General features: G+C 66.4%; 15 protein-coding genes. 5 read left to right on the plus strand and 10 right to left on the minus strand.

Features of this window, described 5'->3' with window-relative positions; all coding sequences use genetic code 11:
* Positions 1–9: 9 nt before the first annotated feature.
* On the minus strand, positions 10–639 hold the full coding sequence (locus tag AC1DW9_RS23180) for an EipA family protein (RefSeq protein WP_441507247.1): 630 nt from the start codon (positions 637–639) through the stop codon (positions 10–12).
* Between the two features lie 255 nt (positions 640–894).
* Here AC1DW9_RS23180 and AC1DW9_RS23185 point away from each other — a divergent pair, with 255 nt between their 5' ends.
* The gene (locus AC1DW9_RS23185) at positions 895–2,232 is read left to right on the plus strand and encodes a sensor histidine kinase (protein WP_441507246.1); all 1,338 of its coding nucleotides are present in this window, start codon (positions 895–897) and stop codon (positions 2,230–2,232) included.
* A gap of 142 nt (positions 2,233–2,374) precedes the next feature.
* On the opposite strand, the gene AC1DW9_RS23190 is transcribed toward AC1DW9_RS23185, so the two are convergent.
* From AC1DW9_RS23190 to AC1DW9_RS23205, 4 genes are all read right to left on the minus strand, one after another.
* Positions 2,375–3,058, minus strand: a complete 684-nt coding sequence (locus tag AC1DW9_RS23190; protein ID WP_441507245.1) for a response regulator transcription factor — start codon at positions 3,056–3,058, stop codon at positions 2,375–2,377.
* 153 nt (positions 3,059–3,211) lie between these two features.
* Complete coding sequence (locus AC1DW9_RS23195) at positions 3,212–3,856, minus strand: outer membrane protein (protein ID WP_441507244.1); 645 nt, start codon at positions 3,854–3,856, stop codon at positions 3,212–3,214.
* Between the two features lie 159 nt (positions 3,857–4,015).
* On the minus strand, positions 4,016–4,645 hold the full coding sequence (locus AC1DW9_RS23200) for a methyltransferase family protein (protein ID WP_441507243.1): 630 nt from the start codon (positions 4,643–4,645) through the stop codon (positions 4,016–4,018).
* A gap of 22 nt (positions 4,646–4,667) precedes the next feature.
* Positions 4,668–7,112, minus strand: coding sequence for a heavy metal translocating P-type ATPase (locus tag AC1DW9_RS23205; protein WP_476855192.1), 2,445 nt, complete (start codon positions 7,110–7,112; stop codon positions 4,668–4,670).
* 103 nt (positions 7,113–7,215) lie between these two features.
* Between AC1DW9_RS23205 and AC1DW9_RS23210 the strand changes: the two genes are divergently transcribed.
* The gene (locus AC1DW9_RS23210) at positions 7,216–7,632 is read left to right on the plus strand and encodes a MerR family transcriptional regulator (protein WP_441490493.1); all 417 of its coding nucleotides are present in this window, start codon (positions 7,216–7,218) and stop codon (positions 7,630–7,632) included.
* A 97-nt stretch (positions 7,633–7,729) separates the two neighbouring features.
* On the opposite strand, the gene AC1DW9_RS23215 is transcribed toward AC1DW9_RS23210, so the two are convergent.
* On the minus strand, positions 7,730–8,200 hold the full coding sequence (locus AC1DW9_RS23215; protein ID WP_441490492.1) for an Lrp/AsnC family transcriptional regulator: 471 nt from the start codon (positions 8,198–8,200) through the stop codon (positions 7,730–7,732).
* Positions 8,201–8,393: 193 nt separating this feature from the next.
* Between AC1DW9_RS23215 and AC1DW9_RS23220 the strand changes: the two genes are divergently transcribed.
* On the plus strand, positions 8,394–8,915 hold the full coding sequence (locus tag AC1DW9_RS23220; RefSeq protein WP_441490163.1) for a cysteine dioxygenase: 522 nt from the start codon (positions 8,394–8,396) through the stop codon (positions 8,913–8,915).
* A 39-nt stretch (positions 8,916–8,954) separates the two neighbouring features.
* On the opposite strand, the gene AC1DW9_RS23225 is transcribed toward AC1DW9_RS23220, so the two are convergent.
* Both AC1DW9_RS23225 and AC1DW9_RS23230 read right to left on the minus strand, forming a co-directional pair.
* Entirely contained in the window at positions 8,955–9,596 is a 642-nt protein-coding gene (locus AC1DW9_RS23225) for a Vgb family protein (protein ID WP_441507241.1), read from the minus strand.
* A gap of 10 nt (positions 9,597–9,606) precedes the next feature.
* Entirely contained in the window at positions 9,607–10,827 is a 1,221-nt protein-coding gene (locus AC1DW9_RS23230) for a helix-turn-helix domain-containing protein (protein WP_441507240.1), read from the minus strand.
* 130 nt (positions 10,828–10,957) lie between these two features.
* Here AC1DW9_RS23230 and AC1DW9_RS23235 point away from each other — a divergent pair, with 130 nt between their 5' ends.
* Complete coding sequence (locus AC1DW9_RS23235; RefSeq protein ID WP_441507239.1) at positions 10,958–11,725, plus strand: DUF899 domain-containing protein; 768 nt, start codon at positions 10,958–10,960, stop codon at positions 11,723–11,725.
* An 8-nt stretch (positions 11,726–11,733) separates the two neighbouring features.
* Positions 11,734–12,009 carry a hypothetical protein gene (locus AC1DW9_RS23240; RefSeq protein WP_476767783.1) on the plus strand — a complete coding sequence of 92 codons (276 nt, stop codon included), beginning with the start codon at positions 11,734–11,736 and terminating at the stop codon, positions 12,007–12,009.
* Positions 12,010–12,156: 147 nt separating this feature from the next.
* Here AC1DW9_RS23240 and AC1DW9_RS23245 read toward each other — a convergent pair whose 3' ends face one another.
* Both AC1DW9_RS23245 and AC1DW9_RS23250 read right to left on the minus strand, forming a co-directional pair.
* Positions 12,157–13,524, minus strand: a complete 1,368-nt coding sequence (locus AC1DW9_RS23245; RefSeq protein WP_441507237.1) for a sigma-54-dependent transcriptional regulator — start codon at positions 13,522–13,524, stop codon at positions 12,157–12,159.
* Positions 13,521–15,341, minus strand: a complete 1,821-nt coding sequence (locus tag AC1DW9_RS23250; protein ID WP_441507236.1) for a sensor histidine kinase — start codon at positions 15,339–15,341, stop codon at positions 13,521–13,523. Before AC1DW9_RS23250 ends, AC1DW9_RS23245 begins: the two co-directional genes overlap by 4 nt.
* Positions 15,342–15,542: the final 201 nt, after the last annotated feature.

Genomic DNA, 15,542 nt, shown 5'->3' on the forward strand with positions numbered 1-15,542 from the left:
GTCTTCCTTTTAGCGTCGGCCCGGCGGTGGGCAATCGGCCGGGTTTGCGCAGATGTTTGCAGGAGGGCGCAGGACGCCGCGATCATTCGCAGGCTCGATGCGGATGCGGCTGAGTTCCCCCGACAATCGCAGGCCGAGCCCGGAGGAGATCAACACGATCCGGGCTCGGTCGGAGGCGAGGACCATCGCATTGGCGCCGGCCACAAAATGCGCGCCGCCGCCGAGGCTGGCATAGACCCCGAAGACGTCTTCATGTCGGTCGAGGCCGTAGACCAGCATGATCACCCGCCCGTAATCGGCCCCGAGCCCGATCCCGACCGAGAGGGCCGACCATGTCACCGGGGAGGGCATGCCGTCGGCGAAGCGAAGCTCACCGACGCCGTGTCGGCCGCCAACGACGAAGGAGCCACTGACCTCTCCGCCGACAATATAGGCGTTCGGCTCTCCGAAGAGCGAAAGGGAGCGCTCGACGGGGATGCTGACCGTCTTGGAAGCGGTGTCGAAGGCCCGTTCGACGAGACCCAGAATGTCGCGCCCCGGGGCGGTCGGCAGTTGCCCCGGCCTGATGGTCTCCTCAGCCCGGGCGCCCTGCGTCAGGCCAAACAGCAGCGCGAGCATGGCGGCCAAGGCGAAGCGCAAGCGCAGCTCTCCCGATCTGGCTCTGTGCGCACTCATGAGACAAGCAGACTCGAGGGAGGGTTGAACGAAGATGGGGATGCAGTCCATGGACATGGACTGCGGGCGCGGTCCCCGGATTCGCAAGCCATAACCGCACAGAGGCTCCGTGACGATTCATAGCTCGACGAGCACCACGACAGTGAAGCGCCTGACGCCCCAGCGCAATCGGGTGCTGTCCGATCCGTGCGCGGCAAATCTTCGCTCCGGGGGCTGCCGGTGATCTCGCTCTCACGCGCCCTGACGATCCGGCTGACGCTTCTCGGCTTCGCCCTCTTCGCGGCGGTCATCGCCGCTGTGCTGGCCTTTACTTTCATTACCGAGGATCCTGGGGCGCTACGCAACGATGTGACCTCCGAGATCATTCGGCAAGGCGTGCGTCAGACTGCGGCTGACGGGTTGCGGGTGGAGAAGACGCCGACCCTGATCAAGATCGAGAGCGCCAGCCCCAGACTCTGGTATCTGGTTTCCGACGGACGGTCCGTTGTCGAGTATGCCCCAGAATTGCGGCCGAGCCTTCCCATCGATGTCAGGCTCGATGGACCGACGATTGCTGCGCAGATGCGGGTCGGTGGTGGCGGCGACAACGGCCTGGCCTTCGACATCATCGAGATGGAAGGCAGCCGCGTCATCGTCGCGACGGGCGGCGGACGTCCGGGATGGGACCTGATTCTTGCCTATTTCCTGCGGGCCATCGCGATTCCGGCGCTGGTCATCTCTTTCATATTCGGGGTCATCATCGCCTCGGCGATCGCCATGTCGGTCTCCTATATCACCGCGCGGCTGCGGAGTGCGGCCGAAGCTGCGGCCAGCATCGATCCCAGGGCGCCGCGAGGCCTGCTGCCGACACAGGAAACGCCGGTCGAGCTGATGCCGCTGACGACGGCGCTGAACTCAGCGCTCGACCAGATCGCCAGCAACATGGATGTGCAACGGCGCTTCATGAACAACGTCGCGCACGAATTGCGCACGCCGCTCGCCGTCATGCGGACCAAGATCGACACTGTTTCCGATGGCGTCGTGCGCACCGCATTGGCGACCGATGTGAACCGGCTGACGACGATCGTTTCGTCGATGCTGCAGCTCGCCCGGCTGCACAGCACCGATCTGCCGTTCGAGCCGGTTCAGCTCAACAGCGTGGCCCGTGACGTACTCGTCGATCTCGCGCCGCTGATCCTGCAGAACGCGATCGACGTGGCGCTCGAGGAGGAGGGCGACGACACGCGAACGATCATGGCCAACGAAGCCACGGTTCGCGCCGCGGTGGCCAATCTGATCGACAACGCACTTCGTCATGCCCAGGCGAAATCCAGCATCATCGTGCGGGTCATCGATGGCGTCGTGCTGGAAGTGGCGGATGACGGGATCGGCATCGCGGCAACCCAGCGTTCGGAAGTGACGGAGGCGTTCAACCGCATGTCGCCGCGCTCGACCGGAGCGGGGCTCGGCCTCACCATCGTACGGGACATCATGACCGCACATCGCGGGACATTGACCGTCCTGGCGACGCGCGGCGGTGGCACGACCGTCCGCCTGCTGTTCTCTGAAGGAGAATGACGGGCTCAACCATCGGCCCGAAACGGGGAATGCGGAGTTCGGGAAAGCCGATGCAAGCACGGACGGCCAGATCATCAGGCCCGATACGATATCTGGACTGATGATCTTGGTCGATTGGTGACAGGGACCGAGCCCGGCGGCCTCACACGGGCTGTTCGGACTTCCTCAGGATGTAGCCGATGCCGCGCAGCGACGAGATCTCGACATTCGCGGCAGCCTCCTTGAGCTTGCGGCGCAGCCGCGAGATCTGGGCTTCGAGCGTGTTGGACTCGATCAGGTCATCGAAGCCATAGACCGCTTCGATCAGGACGTTGCGGGTGACGACACGCCCGGCGCGCTGGACCAGCGCTTCCAGGATCAGCGCCTCGCGCCGTCGCAGGTCGAGCGGAACGGCCGAGACCGAGGCGTTGCGACCCTCGATGTCGATCGAGAGGTTGCCTGCCGAGATCACCAGCGAGCGGCCGGGATAGCGGCGCCGCGCAATGACCCTGATGCGGGCGATCAGCTCGCCCGGTTCGAAGGGCTTGACCAGGTAATCATCCGCGCCGCCATTGAGGCCGTCGATCACGTCGGATTTCGCATCTCGCGCGGTCAGGATCAGGAAGGCTGGACGGGGTTCCGCCGTCTTCATCGCCTTGACGATCGACAGGCCGTCGCCGTCCGGCAGACGCCGGTCGACGACGGCGATGTCGAAGGGCGCCGTTTTGAGGGCGGCCAGCGCCGCTTCGACACTGCTGGTGCGGTCGACAATAAAACCTGCACCAAGCAGGAGGGACGACAGGAACGACATCAGCTCCGGTTCGTCTTCGACAATCAGAGCGCGCATGTCGTTCCTGCCGTAGGCCATGGCTGGAACGCGTCGCAGAAAAGCTCGGGGCAGCTCTTCAAACGCATCACATCCCATCCATGCTCATGAACGGCCCTCTGGGCCGTAGGTTATTCGGGCCCGGAGCGACCGGGCCCCGGATAGTCTAGCGGATCAGAACCGGTAGTTCACACCGGCTTTGACCAGATGTTCATTGACACCGACCTTGGTGCGGGCCGAGCCGAACTGGAAGTTCTGCTTGCCGAGCGAGACGTAGTTGTACTCGACCTTAGCCGACAGGTTCTCGGTGATGCCGTACTCGACGCCGCCGCCGAGGACATAGCCGACCTTGCTCTTCGTCTTCGAGATCCCGTTATTCGTCGCCTTGATGTTGCCATAGGCAAGACCGCCGGTGGCATAGACGAGGACGCGGTCGAAGGCGACGCCGGCGCGGGCCTTGGCGGTTCCGACATAGCGCGTGTCGGCGCTGGTGCCGACGGTGCTGCGCGACGAACCCTTGCCGAAGCCGTTCATCGAGATATCGCCCTCGAGACCATAGACCATGCTGCCGGTCTGGACGTTGTAACCGATCTGGCCGCCAAGCAGCGTCTCGTTGCGGCTCTTCCTGGTCACTCCTGTGAAGCGGTCGAATGCGCCGCCAGCGTGAATACCGGCATAGACGCCGTTCCAATTATAGCGAAGCGGCTGGGTGTGGGTCGGCCATTGCTGGGTGCGCGGCACCGGGCGATCCGCCGCAGCCGCTGGGACCGCAAGCACTGCCAGCAGGCAGAGGCTCATGATCGGGATTGAACGATGCATCGATAACTCCTCGCGGCAGCCGGGGGCCTCGCCGCGTCTCCTTGCTCCCGAATCCGTGGATCGGATCAGTCGAACACCGCGCAAATTGCTGGTGAAGATTACGGCAACGTTGCCCGCCATGCGTGCAGCGGCGGAAGCGCTGGGATGGTGAACGAAGGCTTATCGCGCAGGGGCGGTGCGCGGGCGCCTGGTCCCGATCCAACGCCGGACGCGGCGCTGATAATCGCGATAGGGTTCGCCGAGCGAGGCTGCGAGCACGCGCTCCTCGATCCTGACCTGCAGGGCGATCGCCGCGAATAGCGCCAGCGTCAAAGCAATCTGGATCAGATTGGGCAGCACGATGAAGAGGCCGGTGAACAGGACGGCCTGGCCGACGAAGACCGGATTGCGCGAGATCGCGAAGGGACCGCCATCGACGATGGGTCCAAGCTCGCCCTCGGCCGCGCCGATACGCCAGGACACGCCCATGAAACGCTGCGAGATGATGGCGATGCAGGCGCCGACGACAACAAGAAGATGGCCGAACACGTCGAACCAGGGACCGTCGAGCCAGATTGCCAAAGGGTCGGCCTTGATCGGGTTGCCGAAGATCGCCAGGCCGAGGGGCCAGAGCACGCCGCCGATGAAGGCGATCCGGAAGAGCAGGGCCGGCACGCCCTGCGGCTCCGAGCCCTTGCCGAACAGCCAGATCGGCCGTCCGGCCTCCTTCGCCAGGATGGCCGACATCGCGAGGAAGCTGATGACGTAGACTACGACCATCAGATAGCTCGCGATCTCCATCGGACTCATGGGCAGGCTTCCGTTCCCTTGATCAGCCGGCCTTGCCTGCGTCGAAACGCAGAAGGCGCAGTGCATTGGCCGTGACGATCACGGTCGCGCCGGTATCGGCGAGGATCGCGACCCAGAGCCCGGTATAGCCGAGCACGCTGGTGACCAGGAAGACCGCCTTCAGCCCGAGCGCAATCGTGATATTGGTGCGGATATTGCCCATCGTGGCCCGCGCCAGCCGGATCATCGCAGCGATGTCGCGCACGCGGCTCTTCAGCACCGCGCCATCGGCGGTCTCCAGGGCGACATCGGTGCCGGACCCCATGGCGACGCCAACGGATGCTGCCGCGAGCGCCGGGGCATCGTTGATGCCGTCGCCGACCATCATCACAGGCGCGTCGGCGCCGAGCGCCTTGATCGCCGTGACCTTGTCGTCGGGCATCAGCTCGGCCTTGTGATCCAGGCCGAGTGCGCGGGCGATGGCCGCGCCGGTGCGGGCATTGTCGCCGGTCAGCATGATGGAGCGGACGCCGAGATCCTTCAGCTCTGCGACCGCTGTCGCGGCATCGGCTCTGGGCTCGTCGCGCAGCGCGATCAGGCCGGCGAGAGCGCCGTTCGCGATCACGGCCGCCACTGTCTTTCCAGCCGATTCGAGCTGTTCGACCGCAGCGCTCGCCTTGGCGTCGAATTCGGCGCGCCTGGTCGCGTGACGCGGTGCGCCGACGARGATCGAGATGCCATCGAGCGTGCCGGTGACACCCTGGCCGGGGATGGCGGCTGCCTCGGAGGCGGGGCGGATCGCGATGCCATCCTGCTTCGCACGTGCCAGAACCGCCTCTGCCAGCGGATGGCTCGAACCGGTCTCGACCGCAGCGGCCAGGGCGATCACATCGGCCTCGGTCTTGCCGAGGCTGATGACCTCGGTGACGCGCGGGCGCCCCTCGGTCAGCGTGCCGGTCTTGTCGAAGGCGACGATCCCGGTCTTTGCGGCGGTTTCGATGACGACGCCGCCCTTCATCAGCAGGCCCTGTCGGGCGCCGGAGGAGAGCGAGGCGGCGATCGCGGCTGGAACCGAGATGACGAGCGCGCAGGGGCAGCCGATCAGCAGCAGCGCCAGGGCCCGATAGACCCAGACCGCCCATTCACCCCCGAAGAACAGCGGCGGGACGAGTGCGACGGCGAGCGCAAGACCGACGATCGCAGGCATATAGACACGCGAGAACCGGTCGATGAAGCGTTCGGTCGGTGCGCGTGCTTCCTGCGCCTCTTCGACCAGCCGGATGATGCGGGCGATGGTGTTGTCCTGCGCCGCCTTGGTCACCCGCACACGCAGCGCGGCTTCGCGATTGACCGAGCCCGCAAAGACCGGTTCGCCGACGCCCTTCGTCTTCGGCACGGATTCGCCGGTGACCGGGCTCTCGTCGATCCCGGAGATACCGTCGGTGATGTCGCCGTCGGCAGGGATGCGGTCACCCGGACGGACGAGGACCGTCTGTCCGATCGCGAGCTTGGCCGCATCGACCTGGCGGGTTGCGCCGTTCTCCTCGACGAGGGCGGTCTTGGGAACGAGGTCGCCAAGCGCGCGGATCGAGGCACGCGCGCGATCGGCGGCGACGCCCTCGAGGACCTCACCGACGGCGAAGAGGAAGACGACGAGGGCCGCCTCCTCCGCTGCGCCGATGAAGAGCGCGCCGGCGGCAGCGATCGTCATCAGCATTTCGATGGTGAAGGGCATGCCGGCGCGGGCGGCGGCGAAGGCGCGGCGTGCCACGGGAGTGACGCCGATCACGCAGGCGAGAATGAAGGCCCAATGGGCTGCGGCCGGCCAGATCAGGCCCGCGGTCCAGGCGCCGCCGAGCAGGGCGCCGGTGCCGAGAACGAGCCGGCCCTTGTTGGTCTGATACCAGGAGACGCCCTTCGGCGTCGCTTCGTGAACATGGCCGGGCAGGCCGTGCCCCTGGTCAGCCGTTCGTGCCGCAGCTTTCGCTTCGCCTGCATCCGAACGGGCATGCGCGTGGCCGTGATCATGATCAGGGTGGCCATGATCGTCATGGGAGCAGCCAGGGCCGTGAACATGCGCCGGCTTGGGTGCGGCGTGGCTGTGATGATCATGGTCGTCATGGGAGCATCCGGGACCGTGAACATGGGCCGGCTTGGGTGCAGCATGGCTATGATGGTCGTGGGCCTCGGAGCCATGATCGTGCCCGCATCCTCCGGGCGCAGCGGTCTCAGCGACGGGCGCTGCTTTCGCCTGGATCGAGGTCGTGGTGTAGCCAAGGCTTGCGACGCGCTTTTCGATTGCCGCCGGCTTGGTGCGGCTCTCGTCGAGGGCCAGCGACAGCGTCTCGGCCATGACGGAAAGCTTGACCTCGCTGACGCCGGGCAGGCGCTCCACCGCGCCACGAATGGTCGCCGCGCAGCTTGCGCAGTCCATGCCGCCAACCTTCCAGCTCAGGAGCTGCGGTTTGGCTTGGGCAGTGCTGGACATGACTTGTCTCCGCTTGACGGGCTTGTGAGACACCCCATGTACAATCTGGAGTGACTAGAGGTTCAAGAGGGAAATCATGCTCGAGGCAAAAAAACTCGAACGGGTGGTTCCGATCGGCGGACTTTCCGATCGGACCGGCGTCAAGGTCGAGACCATTCGCTATTATGAGCAGGTCGGGCTGCTGCCGCCACCCGAGCGTTCGGAAGGCAATCAGCGCCGCTACGGACGACGCCATATCGAGCGGCTCGCCTTCATCAAGCACGCTCGAGATCTGGGTTTCCCCGTAGAAGGCATCCGGACCCTGCTCCGCCTCTCCGACAATCCGGCGATGGCCTGCGATGAAGCCCATGCGATCGCGGTCAGCCATCTCGACGAGGTCCGCGACAAGATCGCGAAGCTGCGCTCGCTGGAGACCGAGCTCGCTCGCATCGCCACCACTTGCTCGGGCGGCGTCAAGGCTTGCGACTGTGCGATCATCGAGGCCTTGGCCGATCACGGACAATGTCGCCACGGTCATTGACAGGGTTGAGCCCGAACCGTCCGGGATTGCCGGCGGTTGCCGAGCATTGCGCGACCGGAGGACCGGGGGTCGACAGCCACTGGCGCTTGCTCCGGGCTCAGGAGCCGTCCTTGGCGAAGGCCAGGGGGATCGCAGTTGTCGACTTGAGCTCCTCCATTGCGAACATGGAGGTCACGTCGTTGAGGTCGACGCGTGAAATCAGCTTCTTGTAGAGGGCGTCATAGGCCGCGATATCGGGCACGAAAGCCTTGAGCAGGTAATCGATTTCGCCGCTCATCCGATAGAAATCGACGATCTCGGGCAGGTCGGCGACGGCGGCGTGGAAGCGCTCGAGCCACTCCATCGAGTGGCGGCTCGTCTTGACCGCGATGAAGACGGTTACGCCGGCTCCCAGCCTTGTACGGTCGAGCAGCGCCACCCGCTTTCGAATGAGGCCGCTGCCTTCCAGCTTCTGCACGCGGCGCCAGCATGGAGTGGCCGAGAGGCCAACCTCTGCGGCCAGCTCGGCCAGCGGCATGCTGGCGTCCCTCTGCAGGCAGGAGAGAATTCTGAGATCGAACTCATCCAGCTTGGCCATGGTCCCTCATGCGATCGCGCGATCCGGTTGCCCATTTGATCATGGAATGGGTAACAGATTTCAAGGACAGAGAACAAATTGGTATGAGTTTCTAGAAGTGGGGAATTTTTGACCGAGATCGCAAACGCGTTTCCCGTCTCCCGAGTTATCCTTGCTGCAAGCGATGGAGAGGGGAGTTCGCGTCATGCAGGGGTTCTTGAGCGAGGGCAGGCGCGCAGACGTGCTGCAGGTCCTGCGGACGGATAGCGGCACGCTTTCCCGCGATTACCTCAAGGCGGCCCGCGCGGTGCTCGAAGAGATCGTTGCCAATCCGGAAGCCATTCTGCGCCTGCCCCTGGAGCGCAAGCCCGGCAGCTATGCCCGGAACCTTCTCGTGGGTGACGATGGCGTCAGCGTCTGGGCGATGGTCTGGAGCCCCGGCGCAGCGACGTCGATCCACGATCACCATTGCTCCTGCTGCTTCGGGGTGGTCAGCGGAACGGTCACCGAGACCTGGTATCGCGCCGTCGACGAGAGCCGTGCCGTCCCCACCCAGGAGCATGCGCGCATGCCGGGCTTCGTGGGCTGCATGCTGCCCTCAGGTCCCAATATCCACCGCATGCAGAACCTCGGCAGCACGGACGCGATCTCGATCCATATCTACGGCTTCGATCATCAACGCCACGCCTCGTCGATCGAGACTGAGTTCACCGTCCTGACGAACTGAACTGCGCTGCAGGCGAGCGCGGCCGGCAGGGATCGAGGCTTAGGCCAGGCGCCTCGGTCGGCGGACGGCTCTCACCTTGCCACTGTTTCCGCCTCCGCAGAAGAACTGATCACCGCCATCGGCCTCGAGCCCTGACACGCCCATGCCGGGCGGCAGATCGAGCACCTCCAGGACCTCTCCCGTTCGAGGGTCGACTCGTCTCAAGTCGCTCTCGTCACCGTCCCATGTGCCGTGCCAGAGTTCCTGGTCGCTCCACGTGACTCCGGTGACGAAGCGATTGGATTCGATTGTGCGAAGAATCGTCCCGGTCTCGGGATCGATCTGATGGATTTTGCGGTCCCGGTACTGCCCCACCCAGAGTGTCCCTTCGGCCCAGGCGAGCCCCGAGTCGCCGCCGCCGCCCGGAGCGGGGATCGTCGCAAGCACATGACCGGTCTTCGGATCGATCTTCTGAATGCGGCTTTCGGCAAGCTGAAACAGGTGTTGGCCGTCGAAGGCCGTTCCGGCATGTGCTGCCACCTCGATCGAGCGAACCGTCTTCCCGCTGGCAGGGTCGAGCGCGCTCAGCTTGTCGCCGGACGCGAACCAGACGTGCTGGCCATCGAAGGTCAATCCGTGGACGTGGTCGACACCCGGAAAGGGACCATACTCACGGAGAATTTCGGCTGCTGATTTTTCCATGCCTCTCATCCTAGTCGCTTGGCAGCGGAGCGGGGAGTAACAAGGTTGTCGTGAATCCCGGCATCGGCGGGGTGATCCAGCGCCGCGCCCGTCCGTGACCGAAGGATTGCACCTTTCCGGTTGCCGCAAGCGCGTCCAGCGCCCGCTGCACGGTCCGCTGGCTGGCGCCAAGCGCAAGCGCGAGCGCGGAGCTCGACCACGCCTCACCATCGGCAACGAAAGCCAGCACGTCCGCATGCCGTTCCTCAACGGGCCGGGCCAGGACGGCGACATCGCCAGCGTGGTGCAGCGCTAGCGAGAAGCCTTGTTTCGTCGCGCTTAAGCCGGCCAGCCCCCGCAGCAATCGGCGCAGCCGCCCAATTTCGACCCGCAACCGGGCGCGGTGCGATTCGTCGGCCTGCTTCGCTCCGAAGGCCCGCGCGACGAGCATGTCGCGCGATACGTCCCCGGGCCACGCTTCGGCCAGTGTCCGTGCCAATGCGAACAAGACCGGGCGGGTGGCGAGTGAGACAACCCTGTGCGGGGCGCGCACCACATATCGGCACGCATCCACCACGAGAGCATCCGACGCCTGCAGCGTCTCGACATCCTGGAGCAGGAGCGGGCGCTCCTCGCCACGCGCGATCAGCCGTGCTGCCGTTGTGCTCAGCAGGAGGGCCGCGCTTTCGACCTCTGCGGTCAGCGCCGGGATACCGGCACGGCGCGCCGCATCTTCGGCATGCGCAAGCGCAACACGCGCCGCCTTCGTCCGGAGGCGTCGCATCGCGATTCCTGCCGCCACCAGTTCGTGGACGGTCCGCGATGCGGGCGGAAGGGGGATGGGGTCGAGTTCGGCAAGCTTGCGCTCGGCCTCGTCGAGGCGCCCGATCAGCAGGAGCCGGCGCACCTCGAGATGCCGCGCATGGGCGCCGTTCAGCCGGTCACCGTGCTCCTCGAGTGTCGCGCGCGCTGCATCGAGCGCCTTCGCAGGCCAGCCGAGATCGCGGGAGGCGAGCGCGATCTCGGCCTCGGCGACAATGCACCGTGCTCTCGCCACGGCCTCTTTCGGGCCGAAGGAACGGGCCGCGCGCCGCAGGAGACCCTTCGCCCGAACGAGATCCCCGAGCTGGGCCATCGCGATGCCCCGCAGCGCGAGCGCGGGCGCATCGTCGCGCAGCGCAACCCGGTTCAAGGCGCCGAGGGGATCGCCTGCGGCAAGCGCGCGCGCCGCCGCGGTGATCAGAGAGTCCATCGGAATCCCGTCACATTTGTCACTCCCACCCCTCGAGGCGCTGTCCCTATCAATCTCATCACCGCCGACCACCCGTCGCTTCGCAAGAGGGGCGAGCGGCGAAGGTCACCTGACGACAGGAGCTGCGACAATGACGATACATATCACCGGGACGCGTGAAGAGTGGCTGGCCGCCCGGCTCGGGCTGCTCGATGACGAGAAGGACCTGACACGGCGCAGCGACGAACTGGCGCGGCGGCGCCAGGAACTGCCCTGGGTGCAGGTCGACAAGGAGTACCGCTTCGAGACCGATGATGGCAGCGCCGCACTGACGGACCTCTTTCGAGGGCGCTCGCAACTCCTCGTCTATCATTTCATGTTCGGGCCCGACTACAAGGCGGGGTGCCCGTCCTGCTCTGCAATCGCCGATGGGTTCAACGGCTTCTACCTGCACCTCGCGAACCACGATGTGACGCTCACGGCGGTGTCGCGGGCGCCGCTCACCAAGCTGCAGGCCTACAAGCAGCGGATGGGGTGGACGTTTCCCTGGGCATCCTCGGCCGGCGGCGACTTCAATTACGACTTCAACGTCTCGTTCACCGAGGACGTGCAGCGCGCGGGGGCGATAGACTACAACTATCGGCGCAGCGGTTTCGTAATGGACGCACTGCCGGTCACGGGCCCCGTCGCCGATTTCGCGGCCATGTCCGGGACCGATGTGCCGACATATACGCGCGACAGGCCGGGCATGAGCGCCTTCGTGCGCGACAATGGCGTCGTCTACCACACCTATTCCACCTATGCGCGCGGGGTGGATGGCATCTGGGGCATGTATCCCTGGCTCGACCGCGCACCCAAGGGGCGCAACGAGGCCGGTGGTCCCTGGTGGCGCCGCCACGACGAATACGAGCAGGGGTGAGTGAGGTCATGGCGATCCGTTCCGAAAGCGGCGGCGTGGCGGCTCACGGTGCTGCCGACTGGCTATGCCTCGCGGCAGCGCCGACCTTCGCGGTCATGGCGCTGCTCACCGGCATGAATGGCGGTGGTCAGCTGGATATCCTCTGCACGGCCGCACAAGGCGCATCTCCGTTGAACGGAATGGTGCCGATGTACGTGCTGATGAGCGCTTTCCACATGGCGCCCTGGCTGAAGCTGATCGCCAGTCGGCAGGAGCGGCGGCGCACGCTGAGGACTTGGCGCTGACGTTCACGATGACGATGGCGGACACCGGCCATAATGCCCGAGTCCGGCTTTGCGCCACAACGGCCTCCCTGCGGGGGGCATCAAGCGATTTCGTGCCGTTGGTATCCGCTCGCACGCCGGTGCGCGGGCGGTTATCCCCGCCGGAGCTCACCCGGGCATCGCGTAAGCCGCGCGGTCGATGCCGTGACGGGCGAGCTTGTCGTAAAAGGTCTTGCGCGGGATGCCCAGCATCTCGAGGGTTGCGCGGACATCGCCGCGATTGGCTTCCAGCGCCTCGCGGATCAGGTTCGCTTCGATCGCGGTGAGGCGCTCGGGCAGGCTGGAGGGCACGGCATCCTCGCGCGCCTGCGCAGCCGGCATGTCGCCGGAGAGCCCGAGCGCCACGCGTTCGGCGAAATGGACCAGCTCACGGACATTGCCCGTCCAGGCATTCTCGACCAGGTGACGCTCGACGCTGCGGTCCAGCGCCGGCACCTCGCGCCCGTATTTTCGCGCCGCCCGGGCGAGGAACTGGGCAAAGAGCAGCGGCACGTCGCGGCGCCGCTCGCGCAGGGGAGGGATGCGCAACGTGACCACGTTGAGGCGGTAATAGAGATCCTCGCGGAAATCGCCGCGCTGCGCGGGGTCGCCTAGATCGAGCTTCGTCGCGGCGACGACGCGCAGGTCGACGCGGCGCAGGTCGTTGGAGCCGAGCGGCGTGATCTCGCGCATCTCCAGCACGCGCAGCAGCTTGACCTGGGCTGCGGGCGGCATGCTCTCCAACTCGTCGAGGAAGAGCGTGCCGCCGCTGGAATGCTCGATGCGGCCGATCCGTCGCTTCTGCGCGCCGGTGAAGGCGCCGGCCTCGTAGCCGAAGAGCTCGCTCTCGATGACGCTCTCGGGCAGCGCGCCGCAGTTCAGCGCGACGAAGGGCTTGTCGCGGCGGCGACCGAGCCGATGCAGCAGATTGGCGACGACCTCCTTGCCCGTGCCGGTTTCGCCCAGCACCAGGACGTCGACATCGACATCGGCGAGATCGCGAATGGTCTGGCGCAGGCGCAGGATGGCAGGCGCCTCGCCGAGCAGCGCGGTCTCCTCGTCGGAGCTGGCGGCAAGCGCACGCAGGCGACGGTTCTCGATGATGAGCGCGCGCTTCTCCACCGCACGGCGCAAGGTTTCGACCAGGCGCTCGGTCGAATAGGGCTTGGCGATGAAGTCATAAGCGCCTTCGCTCATCGCCTCGACCGCCATGGCGATATCCGCATGACCGGAGATCACGATCACCGGAATGTCCGGATCGAGGGCGCGCAGTTGCCTGGACAAGGCGATGCCGTCCATGCCGGGCATACGTACATCGGTCACGACGACGCCGGCATAGTCCGGGCCGATACGGTCGAGCGCGGCCTGGGCCGAGCCCAGTGGCACCGCACGGAAGCCGGCGAGGCGCAGCGCCTGCGCATTGGCGTCTCGCAGATCGGGATCGTCATCGACGAAGGCGACCTCGATGATGCCGTGGGTGCTGTCGGGACCGGTCATGCGGCTCTCTTCAGGCTGATCGTGAAGGTGCTGCCTTTTCCGGCGCGGCTGGCGACATTAAGCGTGCCGCCGAAGGCCGCGACGATGTCGTGGGAGATCACCAGCCCGAGGCCGAGCCCGCGCGATTTCGTGGTGCGGAACGGGGTGAAGAGCGCCGCCAGGGCCTCCGCGTCGAGCCCCGGTCCGTTATCGACGATGGCGATCTCGACGTGCTCGGCTTCAGTTGCGATGCTGATGGCGAGCCGCGGTGCCTGCCCGTTCCGGCGCTGGGCCATGGCCTCGATGGCGTTGCGCATCAGGTTGACGAGGACCTGTTCGAGTTCGACCGGGCGGGCAAGCACCGAGACCGGCGGGGTCAGCGCCGGGACCACCGGCGTGACGCCGGCCTGGCGCAGCGCGGCATCGAGGATCATCAGCGCGCCGTCGATCGCCTCTCGAAGATCGACCGGCCCAAGCGGCCCCCCGCCGCGCCGCGCGAAGCCGCGCAGCGTGTCCGTGATGGTGCCGATCCGCTCGGTCAGCCTGACGATCTTGCCCAGCGCGCCGTCGACGCTGGCCGCATCCGTACGCTCGAGGAAGGCGCGGGCATTCTCGGCATAGGTCCGCATCGCGGCGAGAGGCTGGTTGATTTCGTGGGCGACGCCGGCCGTGACCTGGCCCAAGGTTGCGAGTCGGTTGGCCTTTGCCAACTCCTCGCGCGCATCGGAGAGGCGCTCCTGCGCCCGCGTGCGCTCCGCCATCTCTTCGACGAGCCGGGCATTCGCTCCGGCGAGCGCGGCGGTGCGCTCGGCGACGCGCCGTTCGAGCTCGTCCTTGATCCGCGCCTCGGCGCTGCGCCTGGCGAGGTTGACCTGACGGCGGCGCAGCGCCAGCGCGCCGAGCGCGGCGCCCGGCATGAGCAGGAGCGCGATGAGCGTCTGCAGTTCCGCCCGCTGGTCGCGGATCGCCTGGTCGACCGGGAGGAGCACCTCGAGCCTCCAGTCGGTGGTCGGGATCGGGATACGCGAGGCGACATGCGCTCCGGCAACAGCGCCGGTGCCGCGGACGATTTCGTCCTCGCGCTGCAAGGGCAGCAGCGTCAGCGGCGCGGCGCCGAATTGCAGGGACTGCCGGATCTCAGCTGCTGTCTGTGGGGCCAGGGCCTCTTCGACCCGGAAGCGCCAGTCCGCAAATGTGGAGAGCAGCACGACGCCGCGCTTGTCGACGACGAAGGTCTGCCCGCCGAGCGCCCGCCAATCGGCCTCGACCTGGTCGAACTCGACCTTGACCACGATCACGCCGAGCGCGGTCTCGCCGTCATCCACGCGGCTGGTGATGTAGAGGCCGGGGCGCTTGCTGACCGTGCCGAGCGCAAACTGCTCGGCCGCGCCGCCGGAGACGGCAGCGCTGAAATAGTCGCGGAAGGCGTAGTCGTTGCCGACAAAGCTCGTCGGCTCGCGCCAGTTGCTCGCGGCGATCGTGATCCCGTCCTTGCCGAGCACATAGATCACGGCGGCGCGGGTCTCGCGCGCGATCGCCTCCAGCTTGCTGTCGAGGGCCTGCCTGTCGCCATCGACCAGGGCCGCGCGCACATCGGGATCGCGCGCCAGGATGACCGGCAATGCGCGCTGCTTCTCCAATTCGCCGCGCAGGATCGCGAGCGCCAGCGTGCCGGCATCCTCGGCGCGAGCGTGCGTGGTCGCGATGGCGCGGTTGCGGCCGATATCGCCGGCGATCACGAAGGCGACGACGGCGATGACCGCGACAAGCAGCCCGAAGGCGATCCAGCGGCGCCTGGCCGCCCAGCGGTCGCGCTCTTCCGGCGGGGGTATGGTCATGTCCCATCATGTGCGGAAATCCGCACAAATCAACCTTTCGCTGTGCGGGGGATCGCCAGGGTGCATCGCCGCGAGAAGCGCGTGGCCGGTCAAGCCTTTGAATATACGCAATTAAATTCGTCTTCAGGGCTTGGCACGGCGATTGCCAACAGCGCGGCCAAGCGGCGTCCAGAACAGCAAGAACACCGCGAGACCGACCCC

It is taken from the genome of Allobosea sp. P4_E12, assembly GCF_056401655.1.

Bases quoted from the DNA above. Each gene is read 5' to 3' on its own strand.
- AC1DW9_RS23225 (WP_441507241.1), bottom strand. From the start codon at position 9,596: ATGGAAAAATCAGCAGCCGAAATTCTCCGTGAGTATGGTCCCTTTCCG.
- AC1DW9_RS23190 (WP_441507245.1), bottom strand. From the start codon at position 3,058: ATGCGCGCTCTGATTGTCGAAGACGAACCGGAGCTGATGTCGTTCCTG.
- AC1DW9_RS23240 (WP_476767783.1), top strand. From the start codon at position 11,734: ATGGCGATCCGTTCCGAAAGCGGCGGCGTGGCGGCTCACGGTGCTGCC.
- AC1DW9_RS23235 (WP_441507239.1), top strand. From the start codon at position 10,958: ATGACGATACATATCACCGGGACGCGTGAAGAGTGGCTGGCCGCCCGG.
- AC1DW9_RS23250 (WP_441507236.1), bottom strand. From the start codon at position 15,341: ATGACCATACCCCCGCCGGAAGAGCGCGACCGCTGGGCGGCCAGGCGC.
- AC1DW9_RS23200 (WP_441507243.1), bottom strand. From the start codon at position 4,645: ATGAGTCCGATGGAGATCGCGAGCTATCTGATGGTCGTAGTCTACGTC.
- AC1DW9_RS23220 (WP_441490163.1), top strand. From the start codon at position 8,394: ATGCAGGGGTTCTTGAGCGAGGGCAGGCGCGCAGACGTGCTGCAGGTC.
- AC1DW9_RS23245 (WP_441507237.1), bottom strand. From the start codon at position 13,524: ATGACCGGTCCCGACAGCACCCACGGCATCATCGAGGTCGCCTTCGTC.
- AC1DW9_RS23230 (WP_441507240.1), bottom strand. From the start codon at position 10,827: ATGGACTCTCTGATCACCGCGGCGGCGCGCGCGCTTGCCGCAGGCGAT.
- AC1DW9_RS23195 (WP_441507244.1), bottom strand. From the start codon at position 3,856: ATGCATCGTTCAATCCCGATCATGAGCCTCTGCCTGCTGGCAGTGCTT.